Source organism: Streptomyces sp. CA-142005 (assembly GCF_050942335.1).
In the GTDB taxonomy this organism is placed as follows: Bacteria; Actinomycetota; Actinomycetes; order Streptomycetales; family Streptomycetaceae; genus Streptomyces.
Map to the genome: position 1 here is coordinate 2,189,552 of NZ_CP192078.1, position 25,684 is coordinate 2,215,235.

General features: G+C 72.5%; 29 protein-coding genes. 16 read left to right on the forward strand and 13 right to left on the reverse strand.

The genetic code is table 11. The annotated features are described in order from the left end of the window. Positions 1-6: 6 nt before the first annotated feature. Complete coding sequence (locus ACQPXS_RS10500) at positions 7-651, reverse strand: cysteine hydrolase (RefSeq protein WP_433449020.1); 645 nt, start codon at positions 649-651, stop codon at positions 7-9. A 159-nt stretch (positions 652-810) separates the two neighbouring features. Here ACQPXS_RS10500 and ACQPXS_RS10505 point away from each other — a divergent pair, with 159 nt between their 5' ends. After that, entirely contained in the window at positions 811-1,281 is a 471-nt protein-coding gene (locus tag ACQPXS_RS10505; RefSeq protein ID WP_351807986.1) for a pyridoxamine 5'-phosphate oxidase family protein, read from the forward strand. Between the two features lie 3 nt (positions 1,282-1,284). Here the strand turns inward: ACQPXS_RS10505 and ACQPXS_RS10510 are convergent, their stop codons facing one another. Then, complete coding sequence (locus tag ACQPXS_RS10510; RefSeq protein ID WP_433449021.1) at positions 1,285-2,187, reverse strand: LysR family transcriptional regulator; 903 nt, start codon at positions 2,185-2,187, stop codon at positions 1,285-1,287. Positions 2,188-2,261: 74 nt separating this feature from the next. Here ACQPXS_RS10510 and ACQPXS_RS10515 point away from each other — a divergent pair, with 74 nt between their 5' ends. Further along, on the forward strand, positions 2,262-3,194 hold the full coding sequence (locus ACQPXS_RS10515) for a DMT family transporter (RefSeq protein WP_433449022.1): 933 nt from the start codon (positions 2,262-2,264) through the stop codon (positions 3,192-3,194). 83 nt (positions 3,195-3,277) lie between these two features. Here ACQPXS_RS10515 and ACQPXS_RS10520 read toward each other — a convergent pair whose 3' ends face one another. After that, on the reverse strand, positions 3,278-4,609 hold the full coding sequence (locus tag ACQPXS_RS10520) for an aminotransferase class I/II-fold pyridoxal phosphate-dependent enzyme (protein ID WP_433449023.1): 1,332 nt from the start codon (positions 4,607-4,609) through the stop codon (positions 3,278-3,280). A gap of 76 nt (positions 4,610-4,685) precedes the next feature. Between ACQPXS_RS10520 and ACQPXS_RS10525 the strand changes: the two genes are divergently transcribed. Beyond that, positions 4,686-5,366 (forward strand): pyridoxamine 5'-phosphate oxidase family protein, encoded by a 681-nt coding sequence (locus ACQPXS_RS10525; RefSeq protein WP_433449024.1) that lies wholly within the window; start codon positions 4,686-4,688, stop codon positions 5,364-5,366. A 14-nt stretch (positions 5,367-5,380) separates the two neighbouring features. Here ACQPXS_RS10525 and ACQPXS_RS10530 read toward each other — a convergent pair whose 3' ends face one another. From ACQPXS_RS10530 to ACQPXS_RS10540, 3 genes are all read right to left on the reverse strand, one after another. Next, positions 5,381-6,331: a DMT family transporter gene (locus tag ACQPXS_RS10530; protein WP_433449025.1), complete on the reverse strand. Its 951-nt coding sequence runs from the start codon at positions 6,329-6,331 to the stop codon at positions 5,381-5,383. 193 nt (positions 6,332-6,524) lie between these two features. After that, positions 6,525-7,529 carry an EamA family transporter gene (locus ACQPXS_RS10535; protein ID WP_433449026.1) on the reverse strand — a complete coding sequence of 335 codons (1,005 nt, stop codon included), beginning with the start codon at positions 7,527-7,529 and terminating at the stop codon, positions 6,525-6,527. A 70-nt stretch (positions 7,530-7,599) separates the two neighbouring features. Beyond that, positions 7,600-8,178 carry a Clp protease N-terminal domain-containing protein gene (locus ACQPXS_RS10540; RefSeq protein WP_433449027.1) on the reverse strand — a complete coding sequence of 193 codons (579 nt, stop codon included), beginning with the start codon at positions 8,176-8,178 and terminating at the stop codon, positions 7,600-7,602. Positions 8,179-8,429: 251 nt separating this feature from the next. Between ACQPXS_RS10540 and ACQPXS_RS10545 the strand changes: the two genes are divergently transcribed. Then, positions 8,430-8,858, forward strand: a complete 429-nt coding sequence (locus ACQPXS_RS10545) for a type II toxin-antitoxin system Rv0910 family toxin (RefSeq protein WP_433449028.1) — start codon at positions 8,430-8,432, stop codon at positions 8,856-8,858. Between the two features lie 103 nt (positions 8,859-8,961). Here ACQPXS_RS10545 and ACQPXS_RS10550 read toward each other — a convergent pair whose 3' ends face one another. Next, the gene (locus ACQPXS_RS10550; RefSeq protein ID WP_351807995.1) at positions 8,962-9,588 is read right to left on the reverse strand and encodes a PadR family transcriptional regulator; all 627 of its coding nucleotides are present in this window, start codon (positions 9,586-9,588) and stop codon (positions 8,962-8,964) included. 356 nt (positions 9,589-9,944) lie between these two features. Continuing rightward, a complete protein-coding gene (locus ACQPXS_RS10555) occupies positions 9,945-10,310 on the reverse strand; it encodes a MerR family transcriptional regulator (RefSeq protein WP_356305337.1) in 366 nt (121 codons plus the stop codon). A 92-nt stretch (positions 10,311-10,402) separates the two neighbouring features. Here ACQPXS_RS10555 and ACQPXS_RS10560 point away from each other — a divergent pair, with 92 nt between their 5' ends. Together ACQPXS_RS10560 and ACQPXS_RS10565 are read left to right on the forward strand one after the other, a co-directional pair. After that, positions 10,403-10,840: a hypothetical protein gene (locus ACQPXS_RS10560; protein ID WP_433449029.1), complete on the forward strand. Its 438-nt coding sequence runs from the start codon at positions 10,403-10,405 to the stop codon at positions 10,838-10,840. A 45-nt stretch (positions 10,841-10,885) separates the two neighbouring features. After that, positions 10,886-11,698 carry a PhzF family phenazine biosynthesis protein gene (locus tag ACQPXS_RS10565; RefSeq protein ID WP_433449030.1) on the forward strand — a complete coding sequence of 271 codons (813 nt, stop codon included), beginning with the start codon at positions 10,886-10,888 and terminating at the stop codon, positions 11,696-11,698. A gap of 18 nt (positions 11,699-11,716) precedes the next feature. On the opposite strand, the gene ACQPXS_RS10570 is transcribed toward ACQPXS_RS10565, so the two are convergent. Together ACQPXS_RS10570 and ACQPXS_RS10575 are read right to left on the reverse strand one after the other, a co-directional pair. Further along, positions 11,717-12,517, reverse strand: a complete 801-nt coding sequence (locus ACQPXS_RS10570) for a CPBP family intramembrane glutamic endopeptidase (RefSeq protein WP_433455785.1) — start codon at positions 12,515-12,517, stop codon at positions 11,717-11,719. A 117-nt stretch (positions 12,518-12,634) separates the two neighbouring features. Next, on the reverse strand, positions 12,635-14,152 hold the full coding sequence (locus ACQPXS_RS10575) for a glutamate--cysteine ligase (RefSeq protein ID WP_433449031.1): 1,518 nt from the start codon (positions 14,150-14,152) through the stop codon (positions 12,635-12,637). 570 nt (positions 14,153-14,722) lie between these two features. Here ACQPXS_RS10575 and ACQPXS_RS10580 point away from each other — a divergent pair. The 5 genes from ACQPXS_RS10580 to ACQPXS_RS10600 all read left to right on the forward strand — a co-directional run bounded on the left by ACQPXS_RS10580 (position 14,723) and on the right by ACQPXS_RS10600 (position 19,609). Next, positions 14,723-15,322 carry a hypothetical protein gene (locus ACQPXS_RS10580; protein WP_433449032.1) on the forward strand — a complete coding sequence of 200 codons (600 nt, stop codon included), beginning with the start codon at positions 14,723-14,725 and terminating at the stop codon, positions 15,320-15,322. Between the two features lie 277 nt (positions 15,323-15,599). Further along, positions 15,600-15,806, forward strand: coding sequence for a DUF5999 family protein (locus tag ACQPXS_RS10585; RefSeq protein ID WP_351808028.1), 207 nt, complete (start codon positions 15,600-15,602; stop codon positions 15,804-15,806). A gap of 290 nt (positions 15,807-16,096) precedes the next feature. Beyond that, positions 16,097-16,627: a universal stress protein gene (locus ACQPXS_RS10590; protein ID WP_356305327.1), complete on the forward strand. Its 531-nt coding sequence runs from the start codon at positions 16,097-16,099 to the stop codon at positions 16,625-16,627. A gap of 169 nt (positions 16,628-16,796) precedes the next feature. Continuing rightward, entirely contained in the window at positions 16,797-17,354 is a 558-nt protein-coding gene (locus tag ACQPXS_RS10595) for a hypothetical protein (RefSeq protein WP_433449033.1), read from the forward strand. A gap of 299 nt (positions 17,355-17,653) precedes the next feature. Beyond that, positions 17,654-19,609 (forward strand): amino acid transporter, encoded by a 1,956-nt coding sequence (locus ACQPXS_RS10600; RefSeq protein ID WP_433449034.1) that lies wholly within the window; start codon positions 17,654-17,656, stop codon positions 19,607-19,609. Positions 19,610-19,669: 60 nt separating this feature from the next. On the opposite strand, the gene ACQPXS_RS10605 is transcribed toward ACQPXS_RS10600, so the two are convergent. Further along, positions 19,670-20,251, reverse strand: coding sequence for a DUF1707 SHOCT-like domain-containing protein (locus ACQPXS_RS10605; RefSeq protein ID WP_433449035.1), 582 nt, complete (start codon positions 20,249-20,251; stop codon positions 19,670-19,672). Between the two features lie 125 nt (positions 20,252-20,376). On the opposite strand from ACQPXS_RS10605, the gene ACQPXS_RS10610 reads away from it, so the two are divergent. Next, positions 20,377-20,772: a TOBE domain-containing protein gene (locus tag ACQPXS_RS10610; protein ID WP_433449036.1), complete on the forward strand. Its 396-nt coding sequence runs from the start codon at positions 20,377-20,379 to the stop codon at positions 20,770-20,772. A gap of 4 nt (positions 20,773-20,776) precedes the next feature. On the opposite strand, the gene ACQPXS_RS10615 is transcribed toward ACQPXS_RS10610, so the two are convergent. After that, positions 20,777-21,769, reverse strand: coding sequence for a hypothetical protein (locus ACQPXS_RS10615; RefSeq protein WP_433449037.1), 993 nt, complete (start codon positions 21,767-21,769; stop codon positions 20,777-20,779). Then, positions 21,717-22,205 (reverse strand): hypothetical protein, encoded by a 489-nt coding sequence (locus tag ACQPXS_RS10620; protein ID WP_433449038.1) that lies wholly within the window; start codon positions 22,203-22,205, stop codon positions 21,717-21,719. The genes ACQPXS_RS10615 and ACQPXS_RS10620 overlap by 53 nt, the downstream gene beginning before the upstream one ends. Positions 22,206-22,410: 205 nt before the next feature. Between ACQPXS_RS10620 and modA the strand changes: the two genes are divergently transcribed. The 4 genes from modA to ACQPXS_RS10640 are packed head-to-tail and all read left to right on the forward strand — an operon-like array spanning position 22,411 to position 25,670. After that, on the forward strand, positions 22,411-23,232 hold the full coding sequence (gene modA / locus ACQPXS_RS10625) for a molybdate ABC transporter substrate-binding protein (protein WP_433449039.1): 822 nt from the start codon (positions 22,411-22,413) through the stop codon (positions 23,230-23,232). Continuing rightward, positions 23,229-24,089, forward strand: coding sequence for a molybdate ABC transporter permease subunit (gene modB / locus ACQPXS_RS10630; RefSeq protein ID WP_433449040.1), 861 nt, complete (start codon positions 23,229-23,231; stop codon positions 24,087-24,089). The genes modA and modB overlap by 4 nt, the downstream gene beginning before the upstream one ends. Then, a complete protein-coding gene (locus ACQPXS_RS10635) occupies positions 24,086-25,222 on the forward strand; it encodes an ABC transporter ATP-binding protein (RefSeq protein WP_433449041.1) in 1,137 nt (378 codons plus the stop codon). The genes modB and ACQPXS_RS10635 overlap by 4 nt, the downstream gene beginning before the upstream one ends. Positions 25,223-25,250: 28 nt before the next feature. Continuing rightward, positions 25,251-25,670, forward strand: coding sequence for a TOBE domain-containing protein (locus tag ACQPXS_RS10640; RefSeq protein ID WP_433449042.1), 420 nt, complete (start codon positions 25,251-25,253; stop codon positions 25,668-25,670). Positions 25,671-25,684 lie beyond the last annotated feature (14 nt).

The window sequence follows — 25,684 nt, forward strand, 5'->3', positions numbered from 1 at the left end:
GCCCTCTCAGCCCCGTCCGCGCGGCCGTCGGAGACAGCCGAGCACCTCGTCGGTGGTCACGACCGTGGCGACCAGCGCGAGGGTGTGCCGGATCATCGCGGGGGTGTAGTCGGCGGGCACCCCCGCGATGGCGTCGGCCGGGACGACGGCGGTGTAGCCCAGGTTGACCGCGTCGAACACCGCGTTGGGTATCGCCACGTTGGCCGAGACACCGGTGACGATCAGGGTGCGGCAGCCGAGGTTGCGCAGCAGCGCGTCGACGTCGGTGCCGTGGATCGGGGACAGGCCGTGCAGCCGGCGCACGACGACATCCTCCTCGGCGACCTCGATCGGGGCCGCGACCCGCACCGCCGTACTGCCGCTCAGCTGCTGCACGGGAAGCCGCTCGGCGGCCCGGAACAGCCGGGCGTTGCGGCTCGCGCCCCGGCCGTCCGGGCGGCGCTCGGCGATCGCGTGCACGACCTGGACACCGGTCTCGTGGGCGGCGGCGACCAGCCGGGCCACATTGCGCAGCGCGCCTGAGGAGCGGGCCTCGCGGGCGAGTTCCGGCAGGGCGCTGTCCGTGCCGACGACCCCCTGCTGGCACTCCACGGTGAGCAGGACGGTGCTTGCGGGGTCGAGGAGTTCGCTGAGCTGTTCGTACGACGGCATGGCGCGCGCCCCCCTTGAAGCAGATCCATCGAAGCCGGCCCGTTGAAGCCGACCCGTTGGAGCCGGCCACTTGAGCAGACCTGTTTTCTTTTCTGACGTGGTGTCAGAGGATCAGCACACCATAGTTCTCTGGCACGACGTGGGAGAAGAGGGGGCCGCATGACCGTCACTCAGCAGCGCCGGGGCCGGAAGATCATGATGACGCCCGGCGAGCTGGACGAGTTCCTCACCAGTCAGCGCACCTGCCGGGTCGCGACCGTCTCGGCGGACGGCACTCCGCATGTCAGCGCGCTGTGGTTCGCCTGGGACGGCGCCTCGCTGTGGCTGTACTCGGTGGTGCGCAGCAGGCGTTGGGCGCAGCTGCGCCGCGATCCGCGGGTGGCCGTGGTGGTCGACTCGGGCGAGGAGTACGACCAGTTGCGCGGCGTCGAACTGTCCGGCCGGGTGGAGTTCGTGGGCGAGGTGCCGCGCACCGGGGAGTTGTGCGCCGAGCTCGACACGCCCGAGACGCTGTTCGCGCGGAAGAACTTCGGCCTGGACGAGATGCCGCACGACGGCCGCCACGCCTGGGCCCGGCTGACCCCGGAGAAGATCGTCTCCTGGGACTTCCGCAAGCTGGGGCCGCAGTAGGGGTCAGCCGACCTTCTGGGCGGCGGTGCGCAGGGCCTCCACCGCAGCCCGGATCGACGGGCGGCGGTCGGCGTCCGCCCGCCAGACCACGTACACGTGCCGGCGCACCCGCTGCTTGAGCGGCACGAGAACCACACCCTCCGGGACCGGGTGCCGGCCCAGCAGCGGCGCGATGCACACGCCCAGTCCGGCGGCGACCAGGCCGAGCTGGGTGTGGGTCTCGCCGGCGCGGTGGCCGACGATCGGCTCGACGCCCTTGGACCGCAGCGTGAACATCAGCCACTCGTGGCAGAACTCGCCCTCGCCCCAGGTGATCCACTCGTCCTCGGCGAACTCGGTGAGGTCCACCTCGTCCCGGTCGGCGAGCCGGTGCCCGACGGGCATGGCGACCTCGGCCGGGTCGTCCAGCAGCGGTGCCTTGACGAGGCCGTCGGGCACGGGCATCGGCTTGTTGTACCAGTCCAGGACCACCGCGAGATCGAGAGCGCCCCGGACGACGGCCGCGATGCCCTGCTCCGGCTCCAGCTCGCTGGAGCGCACACGCAGCCCGGGATGCCGGGCCCGCAGCGCACCGAGCGCGAGGGGGAAGAGCCCGCGAGCGGCGGTCGGGAACGCGGACAGCCGCAGCTCGCCGACGACCTGTCCGCGATGCGCCTCCAGGTCGGACTCGGCGAGTTCGACCTGCGACAGGATGCGCGCCGCGTGCTCCGACAGCAGCCGGCCGGCGTCGGTGAGCCGCACCCCCCGGCCGTTCTTGGCGAGCAGCTGCTGACCGATCTCGCGCTCCAGCTTGCCCAGCTGCTGGGAGACGGCGGAGGTGGTGACGTGCAGCACGTCCGCGGCGGCGCTCACCGAGCCGTGCCGGGCGAGGGCGTCCAGGGTGCGCAGGCGCTCCAGGTTCAACATGTAAGGGATTCTACGAGGTACCAGGTGAGAAATGTAGATTGTGCTACGAGGTTGCCTCCAGCATCCTTGAGGTCATGAGTACGGCCACGTCACCCCGCACCCAGTCCCCCGCCCCCGCCCGCCCCCGCGCCCGCCTCGACTGGCGGCTGCGCTTCGGCGCGCTGTCCCTGATCTGGGGCTTCAGCTTCCTGTTGATCAAGGTGGGCACGGAAGGCTACGCGCCCTTCCAGGTGACCCTCGGGCGTCTGGTGTTCGGTACGGCGGTGCTGGCTGCGGCGATGGCGGTGAAGCGGGAGAGGCTGCCGCGCGGGGCCCGGCTGTGGGGGCACATGGCGGTCGCCGCGTTCTTCCTCAACGCCCTGCCGTTCTCCCTCTTCGCCTACTCCGAGCTGACGATCCCGTCCACGCTGGCCGGTATCTGCAACGCGACCTCGCCTCTGTGGGGCATGGCCCTGTCCCTGGTCGCCCTCTCCGAGGACCGGCCGACCCGGGTCCGCGTGGCCGGCCTCGGTCTCGGCTTCCTCGGGGTGCTGACGGTCCTGGGCGCGTGGCAGGGCTTCCACGGCCTGGACGCCACGGGTACGGCGATGGCCCTGCTGGCGTCGCTGAGCTACCCGGTCGGCTGGATCTACGTCCGGCGCACCCTCGCGGGGACGGGCAACTCCCATCTGTCCATGACGGGCGCGCAGCTGCTGTTGGCGACGCTTCAACTGGCCGTCGTCACGCCGCTGTTCGCCGGGTTCCCCACGCATGTCTCGCTGCTCCCGATGCTGGCGATCGCCGCGCTGGGGGCGCTGGGGACCGGGCTGGCGGTTCTCATTCAGTACGGGCTGGTCGCCGAGGTCGGGCCGACGACCGCGCAGATGGTCACGTACTTCATTCCCGTGATCGCCACGGCGGCCGGTGTCGCGATCCTCGGGGAGTCGCTGCGGTGGACGACGCCGGTGGGTGCGGTCGTCGTTCTTGCGGGGGCCGCGCTTACCCAGGCGCGGCGGAAGTCCGCCTGAAGGGGAGGGGCTTGCGGTTTCGGCGCGAGTGCGGGCCGCATGCGGTCGCTCGCGCGCTTCCCGCGCCCCTTTCCCACTCGCCGTCATCCATAGACGCGGTCCGGTGACGGTCGTACCGCCGCCGCCACCGCGTCCGCCAGGAGGCCGATGTCCTCCTCGGTGAGGGTCGAGACGGTGATGCGGATTCCCGGCGGGGAGGCCACGCGGAAGCGGGCCCCCGGTGCCACCGCCCAGCCCGCCTGCAACAGGCGGGCCACCGCGCCGGTCTCGTCGGGGACCGGTACCCACACGTTCATGCCACTGCGGCCGTGGGCGGCCACTCCGCGTTCCGCCAGCGCGTCGACCAGGGCGTCGCGCCGGGCGCCGTACGCCTTCGCCACCGCCGCCCGGTCCACCGCGCCCTCCGCCCACAGCCGGGCCACAGCCCGCTGCAGCAGCAGGCTCACCCAGCCCGGGCCGAGGCGCTGGCGGCCGCGTACCCGGTCCACGGTGACCGGGTCACCGGCGACGACGGCCACGCGCAGGTCGGGGCCGTAGGCCTTGGAGGCCGAGCGGACGACGGCCCAGTGGTGGGTGACCCCCGCGAGGGGGTGCAGCGGGAGGTCGACGATGCCGTGGCCGTGGTCGTCCTCGATCAGCAGGGTTCCCGGATGCTCGCGCAGCACCGCCCGCAGGGCACGCGCGCGTGGGGCGGTCACCGAGGCGCCGGTCGGGTTCTGCGCGCGGTCGGTGACGATCAGCGCGCGGGCCCCGGACTCCAGGGCCCGGCGCAGGCCTTCGGGGCGGGGTCCGTCGTCGTCGATGCCGACCGGGACCGTACGCAGGCCCAGCGCCGGGACCAGGTCGAGGACGCTGCCCCAGCCGGGGTCCTCCACGGCGACCGCGTCGCCCGGTCGGAGGTGCGCCGCGAGGACGCGTTCGATGGCGTCGAGGGAGCCGGACGTCACGGTCAGCGGGCCGTCCGGGACGCCGTCGGCGTCGAGTTCGGCGCGGGCCATGCGGAGGAGGTCCGGGTCGACCGGGTCGTCGCCGTAGAGGACGGGCCGCCGGTCGCCCTCCCCCGCCGCCGCGGCGAGGGCCGGGGCGAGCCGGGGCAGCAGGGCGGGATCGGGGTTGCCGGCCGCCAGGTCGCGGCCGCCGGCGGGGACCTCCACCCGCAGTTCCTCGCGGCCGGTGGTGGCCGGCTTGGGCCGGACCCGGCTGCCCCGCCGGCCGGCCGTCTCGATCACCCCGCGCTCGCGCAGGGTGCGATAGGCGGCCGCCACGGTGTTGGGGTTCACCCCGAGCCGGGTCGCCAACTCCCGCATGGGAGGCAGGGGTTGTCCCGCCCGCAGCTCACCGGTGCCGACCGCGCGCTCGACGCTGGCCGCGATCTCGGCTGCGCCGCGCCCCTCGATGGGATACTCTCCTAGCACAAAGAACATAATGCACTAGTGCAATACGAATCGCAAGATCGCCAGATCGCCGTTGCTCGCCCATGGAGGAACCGTCATGCAGGGGACGACCGAGGAAGCCCGGGCCGCCGCCTACACCCCGACCGACCGCACCGTGCCCACGCGCTCCGCGGACCGGGCGTCGTACGACAGGGAACTGGTGCACGCGATACTCGACGAGGGGTACGTCTGCCACCTCGGCTTCGTCCGCGACGGTGCCCCGGTGGTGCTGCCGACCCTGTACGGCCGGGTCGGCGAACGGCTGTACGTGCACGGATCCACCGGTTCCCGCCCGCTGCGGATGACCGGCGACACCGACCCGGGCCTGCCGGTGTGCCTGACGGTCACTCACGTGGACGGGCTGGTGCTGGCCCGGTCCGCGTTCCACCACTCCATCAACTACCGCTCCGTGGTGGTGCACGGCGTCGCACGCCAGGTCACCGACCCCGAGGAGCGGCGCCTGGCCCTGGACGCGCTGGTGGACCACGTCGTGCCGGGCCGCGCCGCCGACTCCCGGCCCGCCAACAAGAAGGAGCTGGCCGCCACCGCGGTGATCCGCCTGGACCTGGACGAGGTCTCGGCCAAGGTCCGCACCGGCGGCGCGAACGACGAGCCGGAGGACCTCGCCCTGCCGCACTGGGCCGGCGTCGTCCCGGTGCACAGGGGGTACGGCGCGCCGGTTCCCAACGCCGACCTGGCACCGGGCGTCGAGCTCCCGGACTACCTGAAGGCCCGGTAGGCCCCGGACAGGACCTACACCGGGACGTCCTCCCGGCCGCCGGCCCCTCGGGCCTCGCCCACCGCGAGGACCGCGACCGCGCCGAGCAGGAGCAGGGTGCCGGCCGCGGTGGCCGCCGTGAGCCGCTCGCCGAGCAGGACGACGGCGAGCACCGCCGCGGTGACCGGCTCCAGCAGCATGATCACGGACACGGTGGCGGACCGTACGACGGCCGCCCCGGCGAAGTACAGGGCGTACGCGAGGGCCGTGGGCACCGCGGCGATGTAGAGCATGAGCCACAGCAGCCGCGCCGGGTGGGCGGTGTGCGGGAGCAGTCCCTCGTGCAGGGCGAACGGCAGCAGGCACAGGCCGGTCACCGCGAAGGCCCCCACGGTGGTGTCGGAGGCGTCGGTGGCCCCGGCCCTCCCCCACCAGCGGGTCAGGAGCGTCATGGCGCCGTAGCCCGCGGCCGAGACGAGCGCCAGGAGCACTCCCGCCGGCCGTACGGTCGCGGCCGAGCCGCCGAAGGTGAGCACGGCCAGCCCGGCGAGCGCCCCGGCGACGGCCGGCGCCCCGCCGGCGCCGAGCCGTTCCCCGAACAGCAGCCGGGCGCCGAGCGCGATGAGGACGGGGCCCGCGCCGAGGGTGACGACGGTGGCCACGGCCAGGCCGGTCGACGCCACGGCGGCGAAGTAGGCGGTCTGGAACACCGCCAGGCCCAGACCGGTGGCGAGGACCCGGCCGGCCCTGCGGACCAGGGGTTCGGCGCCGGCCGGCCGGGTCCACGGGCGCAGTCCGCGTCCGGCGAGCAGCAGGACCAGACCCAGCGCGCAGCGCCAGAAGGACAGTCCGAAGGCGCCCATGTCACTGGTCCGCTGGACCAGGGAGGCGGCGGCGCCGGCGGTGCCCCAGGCGGCACCGGTGATGATCAGATAGAGCAGGCCACGCCCCACGGGCAGGCCGGAAGCGGCGTTCGACGTCGTCAAGGGATTCTCTCCGCAGAAGCGCACCACGAGGTGCGGAAGTTCGGGGCGGCCCGCCTCAGCGGGGCGCACGGACTTCGTCTGCGGGCAGCACCGTCCGGCCCGGCGCGCACCCGCGCGGGGCCGATGTCCCGGAGGCCCGCCTCAGGCGGCCGGGGGCGGAAGGACGAGTGCGTTCAACGGCATGATCAGCACCTTAGGCAGCCGTACCGCGGGCCGACAACTCCCTTTCGGACCCGCCCGCGGCCACCGGCTCGGCGGAGCCCTTCGCGGGGGCCGAGGACTGGGCGATGAACGCGCCGACCAGGACGACCGCGCCACCGGCCACCTGGGGAGCCGACAGGTGCTCGCCGAGCAGCACCCAGGCCAGCACGGTCGCGATGACCGCCTCCAGACAGGCCACGACCCCGGCGACCTGCGGCGACAGCCGGCGCACGGACAGCACACCGGTGACGTACGCGACGACGGTGGCGATCAGGACGATCCAGCCCAGCAGCGCGAGGGCGGGTACGGCGGTGCCGTTCATGTCGGCCGAGCCGGTCAGCACCGACCAGCGCATGCCCCAGGGACGGGCCACGACCGTCAGCACGAGGGCACCGACGAGCAGGCCGTAGGCGATGACGCCGAGCGGGTCGGGCGCCTCGTCGCCCGCGTCGCCGCCGTGGTCGGCCAGGACGAAGTAGCCGACCTGGCAGCAGGCGGCGCCGAGCGCGAGCAGCAGGCCCAGCGCGTCGAAGCTCAGCCCCGACCAGACCTCCACCACGCAGGCGAGACCGCCGGCCGCGAGGACCACGCCGAGCGCGGCGGCGCGCGTCACGGGCCGCCGCTGCACGAACCGGACCCAGCCGAGCACCAGCGCGGGAGCGAGGTACTCGATGAGCAGCGCCACGCCGACCGGGATGCGGGACAGCGCCGCGAAGTAGCAGGCCTGGACGCCGGCGACGGCGAGCAGTCCGAACCCGGCGAGCAGCGCGGGGCGGCGGCGCAGCAGCGCGCGGTGCCGCACGGCGACGGGCAGCATGACGACGGCGGCGCCGGCCACGCGCAGCCAGACCACGTGGAGCGGGTCGAGTCCCGCCTCGATCAGCGGCTTGGCCGCCACTCCCGACCCGCCGAAGGCCAGCGCCGAGGCGAGCGCGAGCCCCAGCCCGACGCCCTTGCCGCGGCTGTCCTGACTGCTCTCTGACATATGCACCGGCACATGATGACAGGCGGCGACATGAGCGTCATCCCTGTTGACACCTGTCTCAGGCTCCGGACGTCCAACGGTGTCAGTGAGCCGGGCCCGAGCCGGCGGCGTACTCGTCCGCGCCGGGTTCGACCGGGGTGCTCAACTCGCGGATGCCGGCGCGTCCGAGGACCTCGACGGCGCGGGAGGCCGGGTCCGCGGTGAGCGCGGCGAGGAGGTCGAGGCCGGTGACGCGGGGCTCGCCGCGCAGCCGGGCCCGGTCGCGGGCGGCGGCGAGGGCGGCGGCGGCCGCGGGCGACCAGCCGGCGGTGTCCCTGGGTTCGCGCGCGCCGGGCACGGCCGCGGCGGGGACGACGGCGAGCGCGCCGGAGTCCTCGACGCTGCCCTGCCAGCGCAGCCCGTAGCCGATGCTGCGCTGCACGAGGTAGCCGAGCACCCGGGCGAGTTGCTGCGGGCCGCCGACGGCGGCGCGCACCTCGGGGTCGTGCTCCAGGAGGGAGTGCAGCAGGTGGGCGGTGTCGGTCTGGCGGTCCCCGTCCCGGACGGCCCTCCGGCGGGCACCGGCGACCACCGCTGCCAGCTCGGCGCCGAGCACGGCATCGTCGTCCGGGTGCGCGGCCGCCTCGCCATGGGCGGTCCAGTGGGCTGTACGGGGTTGCACAACCCCTACCCCATCAGCCTCAACGGTCCGAGTCATCCACGAGGGGAACCATCTTCGCGTCCCACACAGAGTGGACCCGGGTGTTCGAGATCTCATCCTTACGGAGGAGATTCGGCCGATCCGGCCCGAGGCGCGCGCGCCGCCTTGCCGTGCGGAACTTCTGACGGTTCATCAGTATTGAATGTTCACGCCGCTGCGGCTACGTTCCGCGACACCTTAGCCCGCTACGCCCGATCCGAAGGGGTGGTCGCATGGCCGAAGTCAGCGCGGAGGCACGCATCCAGGCACCGGCCGAGAAGGTGTGGGACCAGCTCACCGACTGGCCGTCGTACGGGGAGTGGAACGCCACCCACACCAGCTTCCCCGAGGGGGGTCCTGAGACCCTGGCCGTGGGCGGGACCTTCCAGGAGAACATGAAGCTGATGGGCTTCCCGGCGGAGGTCGACTGGACCATCGAGGAGCTGGAGCCGGCACGGGTGTTCGCCATCCGCGGCAAGGGCCCGATGGCGGTGACGGTCGCCACCCGCTACACCCTCACGCCCGACGGCGACGCCACGTCCGTCCGGATCGACGGCGAGTTCACCGGCGCTGCGGTGTCGTTGATGGCGGGCAAGCTGAAGGACTCGGCGACGGCCGCGCTGAACGAGTCGCTGCGCAAGCTGGCCGGCCTGGTCGCCTGAGCCCCGAGCGGCCCAGGCGTGTTCGCCCGAGCGCCGGCGGGCCGGGCACGCGAAGGCGCCCCGCGCGGTGTCGCACGGGGCGCCCGGTCCGTCGTAACGAGTCTCAGTGCTCGTCGGCGAGGATCAGGTACAGCTTCTTGCGGGCGTCGTTGATGACGGCCAGCGCCTTCTCGCGCTGTTCCTTGCTGCCGGTCTTCCAGACCTGGCTGAAGGCCTCCATCAGCCCGAAGCCGGCCTGGCGGATTTCACTGAGAGCCTCCCAGTCGACCCCGCGCGAGGCCTCTTCCCAGGGGGCGTCCGGACCCTCGTCGGCGGCGGCGCGCCCGGCCTCGGTGAGCGCGAACAGCTTCTTGCCGCCCTCGCTCTCGCTGGCGATCAGACCCTCGTCCTCCAGCAGTTGGAGCGTGGGGTAGACCGAACCGGGGCTCGGCTTCCACGCGCCGCCACTGCGTTCGGCGATCTCCTGGATCATCTCGTAGCCGTGCATGGGGCGGTCCTTGAGCAGGGCCAGGATCGAGGCCCGCACGTCACCTCGCCGCGCCCGCCCCCTCGGGCCACCGCGCCCCCGGGGTCCCCAGGGGCCTGCTCCGAAACCGGGGCCGCCGGGGCCGAACCCCGGACCACCCGGGCCGAAGGGCCCGAAGGCGGCCCGCCGCCGGTCGAATCCACCCATGCCCCGCGGGCCGTGACCCTCGTGCCGATGACCGTGCTCGAATCCGTGGGTACGCATAACGATCACTCCATTCCACCGATGATCTGTCACGTCTGCATCGCGTATCGTTCGCGATGCCTCAACGATATATCGGAACCGATCGCATGACAAGCCCCACCGCGGCGCCGGGAGAGCGGAGCGAGGCGGCAGAGAAGGCCGGCCAGGTGGACGGGCGTGGCGAGGTAGGTGTCGAGCGCTTCCAGCCCGGCAGCGGCCGAGGGCCGAGCGGCGGCCGGGGCGAGGGTCACGGCGATGGACCACCAGGTGGCTGACGCGCCCGACGGGCGGACGCACGGCCGACCATTGCACCGCCTCGACCTCGACCCAGGGCACGAACCTGCTTCCTGCCGGCCAGGATGAGGTGTCCCGGGACCTCAGCCGCCCCTGCCCTCCGCCCTCAGCGGGCAGCCGGTGCCGACGCGCGAGGTGAGGTCCGCGCGGAGGGCGGTCAGTTCGGCCATGCGCGCGTCGATGATCCGGATCTTGTCCTCGAAGAGGGCGGACAGGGCCTCGGCGCTGTCCGGGGCGTCGCGCAGCTCCTCGCCGTGCCGGGCGATCTCGGCCAGGGTGAAGCCGAGCGCCTGGGCGGTGCGGACGTAGCGCAGCCAGATCACGGTCTCCGGCGGGAAGTCGCGGTAGCCGTTGGGCAGACGGTCGCCGTCGAGCAGGCCGATGCGCTCGTAGAAGCGCAGGGTGTCCTTCGACAGCCCGGTACGCGCGGCCAGTTCTCCGATACGCATGACTCCCCCGCCGCCAGGCCGACTTGACCTTGGAGCGTACTCCGCTGTTTAGCGTGGGCGGCGTCCGAGCGAGCCCTCCCGAGGAGCCCCCGATGACCCCTGCCGCCCCCGCCTATCTGCGCCTTGTCCGCGTAAGCGGCTGGTACGACCTGATCGTGACGGCCGGTTTCGCCACGCCGTGGACCTACGCGCTGCTGCACCGTCTGCTGTCGGCCGCGGGCGACGCGGCCGGCCTCGGCACCATGCCGGCGCTCACCCCCGTGCAGACGCTGTACGCCAACCTGATGGGCTCGGTCGTCGTGGTCTGGTCCGTGCTGCGCGTGGTACGGCCCCTTCCCCTGCACGGCCTGCTCGACGGCACCGCCCGCGCCCTCTTCTCCCTGTGGCAGGCGTACGCGCTGGCGCACGGAGGGCCCGGGGTGCTGTGGCCGTTCCTCGTGCTGGAGGTCTCGTTCGGACTCGCCCAACTCGCCCCCTGGGCGACAGGGCTGCGCACCACCACCGGGCGCGGAACATGCCAGGGTTCGTGAATTGGCCTTGGGCGGGCGTCCGTCGCAGCCGCTAGCGTCGACGTCATGCGCATTCGAATCGTGGACGCCTTCACCGACCGCCCCTTCGCCGGCAACCCGGCCGGAGTCCTGATCCTGGACGACGTCTTCCCGGACGACGACTGGCTCCAGAACGTCGCCATGGAGGTCAACCACGCCGAGACGGCGTTCGCCCACCGGCTGCCCGAGGGCGGTGCGGCGGACTGGGCGCTGCGCTGGTTCACGCCCGTCGCCGAGGTCGCCATGTGCGGGCACGCCACGCTCGCCACCGCCCACGTCCTGCACACCACCGGCGCCCACGAGGGCCCGGTGCGGTTCACCACCCGCAGCGGCGTGCTCATCGCCACGCCGGCCGAGGACGGCTCGATCACGCTCGACTTCCCGACGGCCCCGCTGACGCACGCCGAGATCCCGGCCGGGGTCGCCGAGGCCCTCGGCGCGGTACCGGTCGCCGCCTTCGACACCGGTCCGAACGTCGGCGACCTGCTGCTGGAACTGGCCGACGAGAAGACGGTTCTCGGCCTCGCGCCCGACCACAAGTCCCTCGGCGCCTACTCCTCGCGCGGCATCATTGCCACCGCTCGCGCCGACGACCCGTCCCGCGGCTACGACTTCGTCTCCCGCTGCTTCTTCCCGAACGTCGGCATCGACGAGGACCCGGTCACCGGCAGCGCCCACACCGCGCTCGCCCCGCACTGGTCCGCGCGCCTGGGCCGCGACGACCTCACCGGACTGCAGGCCTCCCGCCGTACCGGGCTGGTCCGCACCGGCCTGCGCGGCGAGCGCACCCTGCTCACCGGCCGCGCGGTCACGGTCGTCGAGGGCGAACTGCGCGCCTGAGCGGGCGGTCCCCGGCCCTCAGGCCGTCGGCAGCCAGCCCACCTTGCCCGCGAGCAGGGCGTAGCCGACGAACGCGCCGATGTCGAGCAGGGAGTGGGCGACGACCAGCGGGCCCACCCGCCCCCAGCGGCGGTACAGCCACACGAACACCACGCCCATGACCATGTTGCCGATGAAGCCGCCGACGCCCTGGTAGAGGTGGTAGGAGCCGCGCAGGACGGCGCTGGCCACCAGTGCGGTCCCCGGGGTCCAGCCCAACTGGCCCAGCCTGCGCAGCAGATAGCCGACGACGATCACCTCTTCGAGGATCGCGTTCTGCAGGGCGGACAGGATCAGCACCGGAAACTTCCACCACACGTCCGGCAGCGCCTCGGGCACGACCGTGAGGTTGAAACCGAGGCCGCGCGCGGCCAGGTAGAAGGCGATCCCGGTGCTGCCGATCACGGCCGCGACGCCGGCGCCCCGGCCCAGGTCGGGCCAGGGCCGGGCGCGGTCGAAGCCCACCGTCCGCAGACTCCCGCCCTCGCGCATGAGCAGATGGGCGACCAGGGCGACGGGGACCAGCGCGCTGGCGATGCCGAACAGCTGCCAGGCCAGGTCGAGCCAGGGGCGGCCGGGCGCGGCCGAGGCGTTGAGGGTGGCCGCCTGGTCCTTCAAGCCGCCCGGCTTGGTGACCGCGCCGATGAAGCTGATCAGCGCGGAGACCCCGCTCGCTCCCAGCGACAGCGCCAGGACGAGCAGCGTCTCGTCCCGCAGCATGCGCCGCGGGTCGCGCCGCCGCGCCCCGGAATCGGCCACCGAGTCAGCCTCCACCTGCACCCCTGCCTCCAAGCGGCTCATGGGCCCCTGGCCCACCTCTGCCTGGCAAGGATCGCAGACGGACATGAGAGACCAGAATCTCTCTCCTACGCCGCCGGCCCACCCCTCATCCGCTGATCATCCGAGAGGAACCGCCTCCGGCAGTCCCACCGGCCACATGTGCACCGGCTCCCCCACATGCATCAGCTCGGCATACCGCCGCGTCGTAGCGGCGAGCGCGGCCTCCCGGCTCAGGCCCTGCTCCAGCAGCCGGTGGAACGTGGCCGCCTGCCAGGACGCCCCGTTCACCCGGCGCCGGCAGCGCTCCTCGATGACGCCCAGGTAGAGGTCGCGGTCGGCCGGTTCCACGCCCCAGGCGTCCAGCCCGGCCGAGGCCAGCGGCAGCAGCTCGTCGCGGACCAGGGTGACCGCGTCGACCTCGCCCGTGCCGCCGTAGCGTCCCCGCCGGGGCCATACGAACCGCGCGTCGATGCCGTACCGGCACGCGGTGTCGAAGTTCTTCTCGGCCGCGGCGAAGGGCAGCCGGGTCCACACCGGGCGGGACTCCTCGGCGAGGGCGCGGACCAGGCCGTAGTAGAAGGCCGCGTTGGCGATCACGTCGGTGATGGTCGGACCGGCCGGCAGCACCCGGTTCTCCACCCTGAGGTGCGGTACGCCGTCGGCGATGCCGTACACCGGCCGGTTCCAGCGGTAGATCGTGCCGTTGTGCAGCACCAGTTCGGCCAGTCGGGGCGTGCCGCCCGCCTCGACGACCTCCAGCGGTTCCTCGTCGTCGCAGATGGGCAGGAGCGCCGGGAAGTAGCGCAGGTTCTCCTCGAACAGGTCGTAGGCGGAGCTGATCCACCGCTCGCCGAACCAGGTGCGCGGCCGTACGCCCTGGGCCTGGAGTTCGGGCGGGCGGGTGTCGGTGGACTGCAGGAACAGCGGGGGCCGGGACTCGCGCCACAGTTCGTGACCGAACAGGAACGGCGAGTTGGCGCCGACGGCGATCTGCGCGGCGCAGGCCACCTGCGCCGCGTTCCACACGTCCGCGAACCGGGCCGGGGTGACCTGGAGGTGCAGCTGTACGGAGGTGCACGCGGCCTCGGGGACGATCGACTTGGAGGTGCAGACGAGGTGCTCCACGCCCTCGATGTCGACCCGGAAGTCCTCGCCGCGCGCGGCCACGATCTGGTCGTTGAGCAGTGTGTAGCGGTCCACCTCGGAGAGGTTGGAGGAGACCAGGTCGTCGCGGTCGAGCGTGGGCAGGATGCCGATCATGACAATGCCGGCGTCCACTTCTCGCGCCTTGCGGTCGGCGTAGGCGAGCGAGGTGCGCAGTTCCTCGGCGAGCCGGTCGAATACCCGGCCGTCCAAGCGGTGTGGGGCTATGTTGACTTCCAGGTTGAACATGGCGAGTTCTGTTTGGAAATCCCGGCTCGCGATGCGCTCCAGCACCTGGCCGTTCAACATTTTCGGCATACCGTCCGGCCCGGCGAGATTCAATTCGATCTCGACTCCCATGAGGTTCTTGGGACGATCGAATCGCTTCTCCCGCAACAGTCGCTCCAGTCCCGCGAGACACTTCTGGAGCTTTTCGCGGTAGCGCTGGCGATCGGACAGGTCGAACTGCCCCGCCACGACCTTCTCCCCCATCGAAGTGTCCCTCCTCGGATGGGCGGGCCGGCGGTCCGGCCGCCGGGCTCCCGGGTGCAGGGGGGATGATGCCCCGTGGAAAGCGATCGATAACGCCCCGCGCGAGCCGGACACCCGCTACTCTGTCGGAATGTTCCCCGCGGCACATTCACGGGGCATGCGTCAGCCCGCCCCTCGGGTTCCCCGAGCACCTCGTGAAAAACGCCGACGACATTCGGCCGACCGTTACCGGTGCGTATTCCGAGGTCAGCGGCGGCGGGGCGGCCGGGAACCGGGAGGAGTCCCGCAAATCGTCGGCGTATTACCGCCTTGCGCGACTTCCCGAGATGAGATAGACGAAACAACGGCCGAACACGCGTCATATAAACTTCGCCCACAAGGCAGAAGGTTGACGCCTCGGTCCTGGTTCCTGCCGTGTCCAGGCCGTCCCGATGACGGACGGCAGGCCGAGCCGCACCCATGTTCACCGACCCGGGCCTCCACCCTTCCGGCCTTCCCGTGAGCAGACAGCGCCGTCCGCCCCACCCCTCTTCGCGCCGCCGCGCCTGTCGAACGAGAGAGGCGACCCACATGCCGCTTCACGTGCCCCCTGCCCCCGCGCCTGCCCTGCGTTCCGTCCTCACCGCCCTCGGTTCCCCCACCGCGGTGCGTGAGGCCCGCACCCCCTCCCTGCGCGCCGCGCAGGGGCCGACGACACCCGAACTCCCGTTGCCCGTGCACGTACTGGACCGCATCACCGCACCGGGCCTGTCCGCGACCCGGCTGGCCGGCTGGCGCTTCCTGATCCGCTGTGGCGACCGGGCGGTGGCCGCGGCGGAGACCATGCTGACTCCCGACGGCTGGGCCTTCTCGCACTTCTTCGAGGGCCCGTACGTCCCCTCCACCGAGCGCGCCCTGCAGCAGGCCGAGGCGCTGCAACAGCCGTACCAGGCCCGGCTGCTGTCGGTGCCGGGCCTGTACATGCTCACCCTCTGGCTGCACGGCGACACCACCGCCGACGGAGCCGTGGGACACCCGGCCGACACCGATCTGCTCGTCCCGCTGGCGCCGGCGCCACCCGGCATCCCGGCCCACCGGCCCTTCCCGGTCACCGAGTTGCTTCCGGTGCTGACCCATCGCGCGACTCCGCTGCCGCTGCTCGGCCCGCCCGTGCTGGGCTCGCCCGCCTGACCTGCCGCCCGTGTACCCCGCTTGCCCGGACGGCGAGCGGGGTACCTCCATGTCAGGGGTCTGGCCTGCAGGGACTAGCCCGATCCGGCCACCGGGAACCACCCGAATTGACAGTGCACTTGGACTGAACCGTCCGCGCGGGTGACGCGTCATGAACCTGTGAGAAGCGGTGCTGCGAAATCCCTGCGGAATGACGCCGAGAAGGCAACACTGGGTTCCGACCGACTTATCACCACGGGGGACGGCCATGACCACGACAGAGCGAGAGATCCCACCCATGTGCCAGCACCAGCCGCCGTGTCCGACAGCCGAGTCCGCCGACCGGGAGTCCGCCCGTCTCGTGGCGCACCACCCGGAGCAGGGATGGAGTCTGCTGTGCAACGGCGTCCTGCTCTTCGAGGACACCGGTGAGCTGCTGCCCGACGGCCGGGTCATCGCCCCGCACCGCCCGCTCGGTGCGGACCAGGTGATGACCGCCGCCTGAGCGGAGCACGACGAGCGAACTGAGGGGCCGGCCGCACACATACGGTGCGCACCGGCCCCGACGTGTGTCCGGGCCCGGTTACAGACCGTAGCCGAACGCTACCGGAGTGCGTCCCGCAGGCCTGGTACGCCGGCTTGGGGTTCAGCTGCTCGTCCCACGGCAAAGACACCGTCCGCCCCACTGGTCGAATCGCCGGTACGGGAGTGGGATGGAAGGAAGCAAGGGCCTTGCAGGGCGGGCACGTCCGCGCGCGAGGCGCCCCGGCGTCGCCCGCGAGGAACGGTGGAGTGATGTCCGGTTACGACGGCTCGGCGAGCGCTCGGGTGGTGGTCGGAGTGAGCGGCTCCCTGGGCAGCGTCACGGCCCTGCGGCGGGCCACCGCGCTGGCCCGCCGGCTGGGAGCGGAACTGTGGCCCGTGCTGGCCTGGGAGCCACCCGGCGGGGACCCCGCCGCGCGCCGCTCCCCCGCCGCCAGTCTGCTGGTGGAGGACTGGCAGCGGCTGGCCAGACAGCGGCTGGCCTCGGTGCTCGAGGAGATCTTCGGCGGGGACGCCCCCGGTGTGCCGATGCACGCCGTCGTCGTCCGCGGTGCTCCGGGCCCGGCGCTGGTGGCGACCGCGGACCGGGAGGACGACGTCCTGGTGGTGGGCGCGGGCAGGCGCGGTCTGCAGCGCGCCTTCTCCGGCCGTGTCTCGCGGCACTGCCTGGCGCACGCTGTCTGCCCGGTGCTCGCGGTGCCCCCGTCGCCGCTGGAGTCGGAACTGCTGTCCGTCCACCGGCGCAATACCTGGCATCTGCGCATGGACATCCGGGGCCTGTGAGGCCGGCCCCAAAGCGTTGACAAGCGCGTTGAGGCGCCATGGAGTCCCCGCACTCGATGCGCCGGGTGCGCTGCGTTCGCGTCAAGAACGGCCCGTCGGCCGTCAGGGCGCCGTCAAGGTGTGCGGCGGCCGTGCTTCGGCGGGCCCGGGCGTGTCTACCGTCGCGGTCATGAGGCACCGCGACGACACCCACGCCCCGCTCACGGGCTCGTACCCGACCGGCACCGCCGGCACTGCGCACGACCGTGACTGGGAAGCGGAGGTGCGCGCGTCGCTGCGGTGCGCGGCCGTGCTGCTCGGGATGCTGCTCTCCATCGACTGGGCGGGCGGCACCCTCGCCTGGTGGCGCGGTGCCCTGTGGGCGGGCATCGCCCTGCTGCTGTTCCTGGTTCTGGTCCCGGCGCGGATCTCGGCCGGCGCGGGTTGGCTCGCCACGCGCCGTCTGCTGCGCACCCGCCGGGTCCGCACCGATCAGCTCGTCGCGGTGCGGACCCTGGACGGCGTCGCACAGCGGCTGGTCCTGCGCGACGCCCTCGGCAACCGGGTCGAGATCGACCCCGAGGTCCTGGTCCGCAACCCGGCCCTGTGGCACCTGCTCGACGAGGGCGCCCGGCGATCGGAGGCCGCCGGCACCCTGCTGTGCGGCAGGACCGCCCTGCACCGCCTCGCCCGTCACCTCGACCACGAGACGGCTCTGGCGGTGTTCCGGGCCTCCGGCATGAAATGAGGTGGTGTGCCAAGGGCCCCGCCTGACACTCGGTGGCCTCCCCGGCTCCCAGGGCAATGACACTCGGTGGCCGTCCCCGGCACCGCACCGCGGGCCGTCGGCCCACCGGCCGTCTCCCGGGAAGCCTCTCCGGCCTCCTCTTCTTGATGCGGCCCTGCCGCTCCCGCGCCATTCTTAACGCAAGATTGACGCCTCCCCACCCGGGATCCGTGGGCCCAGGCGTCACTCTCTGCATACGCTGGTGCCCGCCGTCCGCTTGATGGCCGGAGAAGAGCTGAGCCGCACACAGGAGCCCACCGATGGCCACGACCGAGCACCCCCCTCCCAGTCGCTTGCGCAACTGGATGCTGGAGGGGCTCTCCGACATGGGCAAGCACGGCGGCCACACCGGGCCCCACGCCGAGCCGGAACCCGCGCACAAGGGCCAGCGCTGGTGGCGCGTGATGTGTCTGACCGGTGTCGACTACTTCTCGACCCTCGGCTACCAGCCGGGCATCGCTGCGCTCGCGGCGGGACTGCTGGGGCCGATCGCGACCATCGTCCTCGTCATCGTCACCCTGGCCGGCGCGCTTCCGGTGTACCGCAGGGTGTCCGAGGAGAGCCCGCACGGCGAGGGTTCGATCGCCATGCTGGAGCGGCTGCTGTCCTTCTGGAAGGGCAAGCTGTTCGTCCTGACGCTGCTCGGCTTCGCCGCCACCGACTTCCTGATCACGATCACCCTGTCCGCCGCCGACGCCTCCACCCACCTGATCGAGAACCCGCATCTGACCGACGCCCTGCACGGCAAGCAGATGCTGATCACCCTGATCCTGGTGGCGCTGCTCGGCGCGGTGTTCCTCAAGGGCTTCCTGGAGGCGATCGGCGTCGCGACGGCGCTGGTCGGTGTCTACCTCGCGCTGAACGTCGTCGTCGTGGTCGTCGGCCTCTATCACGTGGTCACCGCGGGACATGTGATCACCGACTGGTCCAGCGCGCTGACCGCCCAGCACGGCAACATCTTCGTCATGATCGGCCTGGCGCTGATCGTCTTCCCCAAGCTCGCGCTCGGCCTGTCCGGCTTCGAGACCGGCGTCGCCGTCATGCCGCACGTCCAGGGTGATCCCGGGGACACCGAGGAGAAGCCGACCGGCCGGATCCGCGACACGAAGAAGCTGCTCACCACGGCCGCGCTGATCATGAGCGCCTTCCTGATCACCTCCAGCTTCATCACCACGCTGCTCATCCCGGAGAACGAGTTCAAGACCGGCGGTCAGGCCAACGGGCGCGCACTCGCGTACCTCGCGCACGAGTACCTCGGCAATGCCTTCGGCACGGTCTACGACGTCTCGACCATCGCGATCCTCTGGTTCGCCGGCGCCTCCGCGATGGCCGGCCTGCTGAACCTGATGCCGCGCTATCTACCCCGCTACGGCATGGCGCCGCACTGGGCGCGCGCGGTGCGCCCGATGGTCATCGTCTTCACGCTCATCGCCTTCCTGGTCACCTGGCTCTTCGACGCCAACGTCGACGCGCAGGGCGGCGCCTATGCCACCGGTGTGCTGGTGCTCATCAGCTCCGCGGCGATCGCGGTGACCATCGCCGCACGCAAGGCGGGGCAGCGCAAGTGGACCATCGGGTTCGCCGTGATCTCCGCGGTGTTCCTCTACACGACCGTGGTGAACGTCATCGAGCGCCCGGACGGTGTGAAGATCGGTGCCTGCTTCATCGTCGGCATCATCCTGGTCTCGCTGCTGTCCCGGCTCGCCCGTGCCTTCGAACTGCGCGTGACCAGCCTGACGCTCGACCCGATGGCGGAACGCTTCATCCGGGACATGGCCAGCCGGAAGATACGGTTCATCGCCAACGAGCCCGGCCACCGCGACAAGGCCGAGTACCGCGACAAGGTCGAGCAGATCCGGGCCGACAACGACATGCCGGAGCAGGAGGACTTCGTCTTCGTCGAGGTCACGGTCACCGACCCCTCCGAGTTCGAGGCGGGCCTGACCGTGCGCGGCGAGGTCCTGCACGACCGCTACCGCGTGCTGACCCTGGAGTCCTCCTCCATCCCCAACGCCCTCGCCGCGCTCCTGCTCCATGTGCGCGACATGACCGGGTGCACCCCGCACATCTACTTCGAGTGGACCGAGGGCAACCCCTTCGCCAACTTCCTGCGTTTCTTCCTCTTCGGCCAGGGCGAGGTCGCCCCGGTCACCCGCGAGGTCCTGCGCGAGGCGGAACCCGACCGGCAACGCCGGCCGCGGGTGCACACCGGCTGAGGCCGGACCGGCTTCGGCAGGGCAGGCCCGCTTCGGTCCTGCGCGCGGTCTACCTGCCGATTACCTGCCGAACCAGCGCCTGGGCGGCCGTACCTCCAGCCGCCCCAGGCTGAGCCGGCCGTGTATCTCCACGCGGAGCACGGCCGGCGCCCCCGGATCGCCGGCGGGCCGCACCTTGGTCTTGCCGTAGCCGATCACCAGCGCGTCGGCGTCCACGACGACGCCGGGCCGGGTGATCAGCCGCAGGGTGCCGCCGCGCATGTCGAGGTCGATGCGCAGGGTGTCGTGCGTGATCACCGCGCTGGTGAAGTCCAGGGTCACGTCTCCCCAGGCGGACGCGATCTCCATCCGGCGCGGCACCGGCCAGCCGTCCGCGTGTACGGCCGATGCGCCCTGCTGCTCGATCCGCACCACGTCCTTGGCCGGTGCGGCGCCGCCCGCGTCCGGCAGATCGGCGGTGAGCGCCGCCAGCTCGCCGAGCGTGCGGGCGGACAGGGCTGCCGTCACCCGCTCGTCCAGCTCCTCGGCCGTGATCCGGCCGTCGCCCGCCGCGCCCGTCAGCACGTCCACCACCCGGTCCCGGTCCGCGTGCGAGGCACGCAGCCCGGACGGCATCTCCGTGTGCAGCAGCTCGGCCGCCATACCCTCACCCCGATTCAGCACGTCCCCGCAGGGCCCCGACATCACGAACTAACGCTATATCGCGTTATACCCAACGGCCAATCCCATGTCCACGGTTCCCCGGGCGTGGCCCTATCGTGACCGGCATGCAGTCCTACACGATCGGCCAGGCGGCACGGCTGCTCGGCGTGAGCCCGGACACCGCCCGCCGCTGGGCCGACGCGGGCCGGGTGGCGACCCATCGCGACGACTCCGGACGGCGCCTCATCGACGGAAGGGATCTCGCCGCGTTCTCGGTCGAACTGGCCAAGGCGGGCGGCGGTGAGGAGGACACCTCCTACACCTCCGTCCGCAACGCCTTCCCCGGCATCGTCACGGCGATCAAACTCGGTGACGTCGCCGCCCAGGTGGAGATCCAGGCGGGCCCGCACCGGCTGGTGTCGCTGCTGACCCGGGAGGCCGTCGAGGAACTGGGCCTGGAGGTCGGCATGGAGGCCACCGCGCGTGTGAAGTCCACCAACGTGCACATCGACCGCGTCTGACCCGTCACACACCCGCCGTCACCGGCACAGCTGCGCGGCCCACAGGTCGAGCCGGTCCCGCAGCCGGCCCAAGTCGCGCCCGGTGAGCCTCCGGCGGATCCGGTGTCCCCTCCCCCATCGGCCGCCCCACGAGATGCCCGGCGACCTCCCTCGACGCCGCTTCCGTCAGGGGCACTTCACGCTCCTGCGACGGTCGTGCCCGCGCATCCGCGACGATCACCTGGTACGGCCCCGCCTCCGGCAGTCCGCACCGGCGCAGCGCCTCCTGCACCCTGCCGTCCGCCCGGCCGACCGGCACGGCGAGCAGCGCACCCAGATCGTCCGCCGCGCGCGATCCGGCCGACGGACGCCGGGCCTCGGCCTCCTGACCGTGCGCCGGCACGGCGGCGACCTCGTGCAGCATCCGCGGCGGGGCGGCGTCGGGATCGGGCAGGTACAGCAGCCGGCGCTCGTACGGCGACACCCCGCCGGCGTCGACGCAGACGGTCACCCCGGACCCGTCCACGACGAGCGTGACGCCTCCCGCGCGAACACGGCCGGTGCGCCCACCGTGGCCGCGACCGTCCGCCCGGCCGGGGTGAAGACGACGCGGCGGTCCCGCCCGGGCGGGCGAAGGCCGCGGCGAGGACGGCGTCCGGCCCGCCTCCTGCGCGAGCAGCCGGCTCCGTCGCACGCGCGTGTTTGCCGGCAGCGCGTGGTGCCGGCTCAACTCGCTCCACTGGCGCAGGTACACGGTGTCCGTGTTCGACCGGAACAGGATGTGCGCCGGCACCGCGTACGCCACCCGGACCCGGTGGCGTACGCACGCCTCGACCAGGTCGTCCGGCACGCTCCCCTGGCTCTCCTCCTCCGTGAGCAGCGCGGCGGCGCTCGCGGCCTTCAGCGCCGAGACGAACCGCTCGGCCCTGGCCAACGCGCTGCGCGGGACGCCACGGGCGTGCGGGTCATGGAGCTGCCGCTGCTGCGTGACCGGGTGTGGCGGGCGCTGGACCCGCACAGCGGTAGCCGCCGTCCACCCGGATCGCCGTGATCCCGCTGATGTGCCGGGCCCCGCACCGGTCCTGCGGGAGCACCAGCTGCGGGCCGGCCGCGTCCAGCGGGGCGTCGTCGATGCGCACGCCCAGCAGGACGGGCGCGTCCGCGAAGTCCGGGTCGATCTCGGCCCAGGACAGCACGGCGTGATGGCCGTCGGTGCCGGTCACCGCGATGAGAAAGCGCAGGCGGTCCTTGCGGCGCGCCGGGTCGAAGCCGGGCCCCGCGTCGGCGAGGACGTCGTACAGCCGGGGGTCGGCGAACCGGTGGTGCTGGATGCCGCTGGTCGCGCACTCGAAGCTGACGTCCACCCGGTGCTGCGGCCAGCGGTGCAGGTCCGGAACGGTCAGCCGGGCGGGCCGGGCCAGATCGCCGGTCAGGGCCAGTTGCGCGAGCGTCACCTGCGACCACCTCCCGCAGGACCGTACCCGCCGCGGTCCACCGTGCAAACGCACATGCAAGCTACAAGTCCCAAGTTCGCAGCTCATGCGATGAGACAGGAGACTTACGGCTGGCAGATGCGGCAGTATCATCGCCGCACGGCCGGTACTCCCGGCCGTGACAGGGCGCGACAGTCGTTCCACAGAACTGAGGAGTAGATCCGTGATGACCCGTTCCGTGCGCCGGACCCGGCGGTTGCTGCAGCTGGCCGGCGCGGGAGCCGCCGCCCTGATGGCCCTCAGCGCCTGCTCCTCGTCCTCGGACGCGAAGGACACGACGTCGGACAGCTCGAACTCCGCCTCCCCGAAGCTGTCCGACAACATCACCGTGTTCGCCGCCGCCTCCCTCAGGGAGAGCTTCACGACCCTGGGCAAGGAGTTCGAGAAGCAGCACCCGGGCACCAAGGTCAGCTTCAACTTCGGCGGCAGCGACACCCTCGCCGCGAGCATCACCGGCGGCGCCCCGGCGGACGTCTTCGCCGCCGCCAGCCCCAAGACCATGGCGATCGTGACGGACAAGAAGGACGCGGTCGGCACCCCGGCCACGTTCGTGCGCAACCAGCTGGAGATCGCCACCCTGCCGGGCAACCCGGACAAGGTGTCCTCCCTGAAGGACCTCACCAAGTCCGGTCTGAAGGTCGTGCTGTGCGACAAGACCGTGCCGTGCGGCGCCGCCGCGCAGAAGGCCCTGGACGCCGGCAAGCTCACGCTGACCCCGGTCTCCTACGAGCAGGACGTCAAGGCCGCCCTGAACAAGGTGGAGCTGAAGGAGGCCGACGCCGCGGTCGTCTACAAGACGGATGTGAAGTCCGCGGCCGGCAAGGTGGAGGGCGTGGAGTTCCCCGAGTCCGCCGACGCGATCAACGACTACCCGATCGTCCTGCTGAAGAACGCGCCGAACGCCCAGGCCGCCAAGGCGTTCATCGCCCTGGTGCAGTCCGCCGAGGGACAGAAGGTGCTCGGCGAGGCGGGGTTCCTCAAGCCGTGACCTCGCTGCACAAACCCGACGCCGCGACCGGTCCCCGCACGGACCGGCCGCGGCGCCGCCGCGTCGGCGCGGGGGGCCGGCGCGGGGTGCCGTTGCCGCTGCTGCTGCCGGGCCTGCTGGCGCTGGCGTTCCTGCTGCTGCCGCTGGTCGCGCTGATCATCCGCGCGCCCTGGCGCAGCCTGCCGGACCAGCTGTCCAGCACCGAGGTGTGGCAGGCGCTCCAGCTGTCGCTGGTCAGCGCTACGGCGGCAACGGCCGTCAGCCTCGTCCTGGGCGTGCCGCTGGCCTGGCTGCTGGCCCGCACGGAGTTCCCCGGCCGCGGCCTCGTACGGGCCCTGGTGACGCTGCCCCTCGTGCTGCCACCCGTGGTCGGCGGTGTGGCACTGCTGCTGGCCCTCGGCCGCAACGGGGTGATCGGCAAGGTGCTGGACTCCTGGTTCGGGATCACGCTGCCGTTCACCACCGCCGGGGTCGTGATCGCGGAGGCGTTCGTCGCGATGCCGTTCCTGGTCATCAGCGTCGAGGGCACCCTGCGCGCGGCCGACCCGCGCTTCGAGGAGGCGGCGACCACGCTCGGTGCGTCCCGCTTCACGGCGTTCCGCCGCGTCACCCTGCCGCTGATCGCGCCCGGCATCGCGGCGGGCGCGGTCCTCGCCTGGGCGCGTGCGCTCGGCGAGTTCGGCGCGACGATCACCTTCGCGGGCAACTTCCCCGGCCGCACCCAGACCATGCCCCTCGCGGTCTACCTGGCCCTGCAGAACGACCCCGACGCCGCGATCTCCCTGAGCCTGGTTCTCCTGGCGGTGTCGATCGCGGTGCTGGCGGGGTTGCGAGACCGCTGGATGACAACCCCATGACGAACCCCCGCCCCACACAGGGACAACCCGCCCCCACCGACCCAGCCGCACCCCGGCCCGACGACGAGATCTGCACGCTCCCGCACCCGCCCACGGCCGGCCTCGACGCCCACCTGGTCGTCGAGCGCGCCCCCTTCCGCCTGGACATAACCCTCACCGCCGCCCCCGGCGACGTCCTCGCCCTCCTCGGCCCCAACGGCGCCGGCAAGACCACCGCCCTGCGCGCCCTCGCCGGCCTCACCCCGCTCACCGCCGGCCACCTCCGCCTGGACGGCACCTCGCTGGAGCGCACTCCCCCGGAGTCCCGACCGGTCGGCGTCGTCTTCCAGGACTACCTGCTCTTCCCGCACCTGTCCGCCCTGGACAACGTCGCCTTCGGCCCCCGCTGCCAGGGCGCGGGCAAAACCGAGGCCCGCGCACAGGCCGCGGCCTGGCTGAACCGCATGGGCCTCGCCGACCACGCCGGCGCCAAGCCGCGCCGCCTGTCCGGCGGGCAGGCCCAGCGCGTGGCACTCGCCCGCGCCCTGGCCACCCGCCCGAGGCTGCTGCTCCTGGACGAGCCCCTGGCCGCCCTGGACGCCCGCACCCGCCTGGAGGTCCGCGCCCAACTGCGCCGCCACCTGGCCGACTTCGAGGCGGTCGCCGTCCTGGTGACGCACGACCCACTGGACGCCATGGTGCTCGCCGACCGGCTGGTCGTCGTCGAGCACGGCCGGGTCGTCCAGGAGGGCACCCCGGCCGACATCGCCCGCCACCCGCGCACCGACTACATCGCCCAGCTCGTCGGCCTCAACCTCTACCGCGGCCAGGCGGACGGTCACACGGTACGACTCGACGCGGGCCCGCGGATCACGACCACCGAGGACCTGTCCGGTCCGGCCTTCGTGGCGTTCCCGCCGTCCGCCGTCACCCTGTTCCGCGACCGCCCCACCGGCGCCAGCGCCCGCAACCTCTGGCGCTGCGAGGTGGCCGGCCTGGAGACGCACGGCGACCAGATCCGCGCCGACCTCACCGGCGAGCTCCCCCTGGCCGCCGACCTCACCACGGTCGCCGCCGCCGAGCTCGACCTGCATCCCGGCGCCGCTGTCTGGGCGACGGTCAAAGCGACGCAGACACACGCATACCCGGCCTGACCGGATGGGCGCTCTACCGTGGGTGCCCATGACCCTGAGCATCCGCAACCAGCTCCCCGGCACCGTCACCGAGGTCCACTCGGGCGAGGCCATGGCCACCGTCAGACTCCGGCTGGACGGCGGCCAGGAACTCATGGCGGCCATCACCAAGGAGTCCGCCGAGGAGCTCTCCCTCGCCCCTGGCACGCCCGTCCGCGCGCTGGTGAAGTCGACCGAGGTCTCCCTGGCCACCCAGCGGGTCCAGGGCCTGTCGATCCGCAACCAGCTGCCCGGCGCGGTCACCCGTCTCACGACCGGCACCGTCATGGCCACCGTCAAGGTCACCGTCGACGGCGGCGAACTGACCGCGGCGATCACCAAGGACGCGGTCGCCGACCTCGGCCTCTTCGTGGGCTCCGACGTGATCGCCCTGATCAAGGCGACCGAGGTGTCCCTGGCGACGGCATGACACGGCGAGGGCCC

Coding starts and splice junctions, on each gene's coding strand:
- ACQPXS_RS10500 (WP_433449020.1), bottom strand. CDS start 651: ATGCCGTCGTACGAACAGCTCAGCGAACTCCTCGACCCCGCAAGCACC.
- ACQPXS_RS10505 (WP_351807986.1), top strand. CDS start 811: ATGACCGTCACTCAGCAGCGCCGGGGCCGGAAGATCATGATGACGCCC.
- ACQPXS_RS10510 (WP_433449021.1), bottom strand. CDS start 2,187: ATGTTGAACCTGGAGCGCCTGCGCACCCTGGACGCCCTCGCCCGGCAC.
- ACQPXS_RS10515 (WP_433449022.1), top strand. CDS start 2,262: ATGAGTACGGCCACGTCACCCCGCACCCAGTCCCCCGCCCCCGCCCGC.
- ACQPXS_RS10525 (WP_433449024.1), top strand. CDS start 4,686: ATGCAGGGGACGACCGAGGAAGCCCGGGCCGCCGCCTACACCCCGACC.
- ACQPXS_RS10545 (WP_433449028.1), top strand. CDS start 8,430: ATGGCCGAAGTCAGCGCGGAGGCACGCATCCAGGCACCGGCCGAGAAG.
- ACQPXS_RS10550 (WP_351807995.1), bottom strand. CDS start 9,588: ATGCGTACCCACGGATTCGAGCACGGTCATCGGCACGAGGGTCACGGC.
- ACQPXS_RS10555 (WP_356305337.1), bottom strand. CDS start 10,310: ATGCGTATCGGAGAACTGGCCGCGCGTACCGGGCTGTCGAAGGACACC.
- ACQPXS_RS10560 (WP_433449029.1), top strand. CDS start 10,403: ATGACCCCTGCCGCCCCCGCCTATCTGCGCCTTGTCCGCGTAAGCGGC.
- ACQPXS_RS10565 (WP_433449030.1), top strand. CDS start 10,886: ATGCGCATTCGAATCGTGGACGCCTTCACCGACCGCCCCTTCGCCGGC.
- ACQPXS_RS10575 (WP_433449031.1), bottom strand. CDS start 14,152: ATGGGGGAGAAGGTCGTGGCGGGGCAGTTCGACCTGTCCGATCGCCAG.
- ACQPXS_RS10580 (WP_433449032.1), top strand. CDS start 14,723: ATGCCGCTTCACGTGCCCCCTGCCCCCGCGCCTGCCCTGCGTTCCGTC.
- ACQPXS_RS10585 (WP_351808028.1), top strand. CDS start 15,600: ATGTGCCAGCACCAGCCGCCGTGTCCGACAGCCGAGTCCGCCGACCGG.
- ACQPXS_RS10590 (WP_356305327.1), top strand. CDS start 16,097: ATGTCCGGTTACGACGGCTCGGCGAGCGCTCGGGTGGTGGTCGGAGTG.
- ACQPXS_RS10595 (WP_433449033.1), top strand. CDS start 16,797: ATGAGGCACCGCGACGACACCCACGCCCCGCTCACGGGCTCGTACCCG.
- ACQPXS_RS10600 (WP_433449034.1), top strand. CDS start 17,654: ATGGCCACGACCGAGCACCCCCCTCCCAGTCGCTTGCGCAACTGGATG.
- ACQPXS_RS10605 (WP_433449035.1), bottom strand. CDS start 20,251: ATGGCGGCCGAGCTGCTGCACACGGAGATGCCGTCCGGGCTGCGTGCC.
- ACQPXS_RS10610 (WP_433449036.1), top strand. CDS start 20,377: ATGCAGTCCTACACGATCGGCCAGGCGGCACGGCTGCTCGGCGTGAGC.
- modA (WP_433449039.1), top strand. CDS start 22,411: ATGACCCGTTCCGTGCGCCGGACCCGGCGGTTGCTGCAGCTGGCCGGC.
- ACQPXS_RS10635 (WP_433449041.1), top strand. CDS start 24,086: ATGACGAACCCCCGCCCCACACAGGGACAACCCGCCCCCACCGACCCA.
- ACQPXS_RS10640 (WP_433449042.1), top strand. CDS start 25,251: ATGACCCTGAGCATCCGCAACCAGCTCCCCGGCACCGTCACCGAGGTC.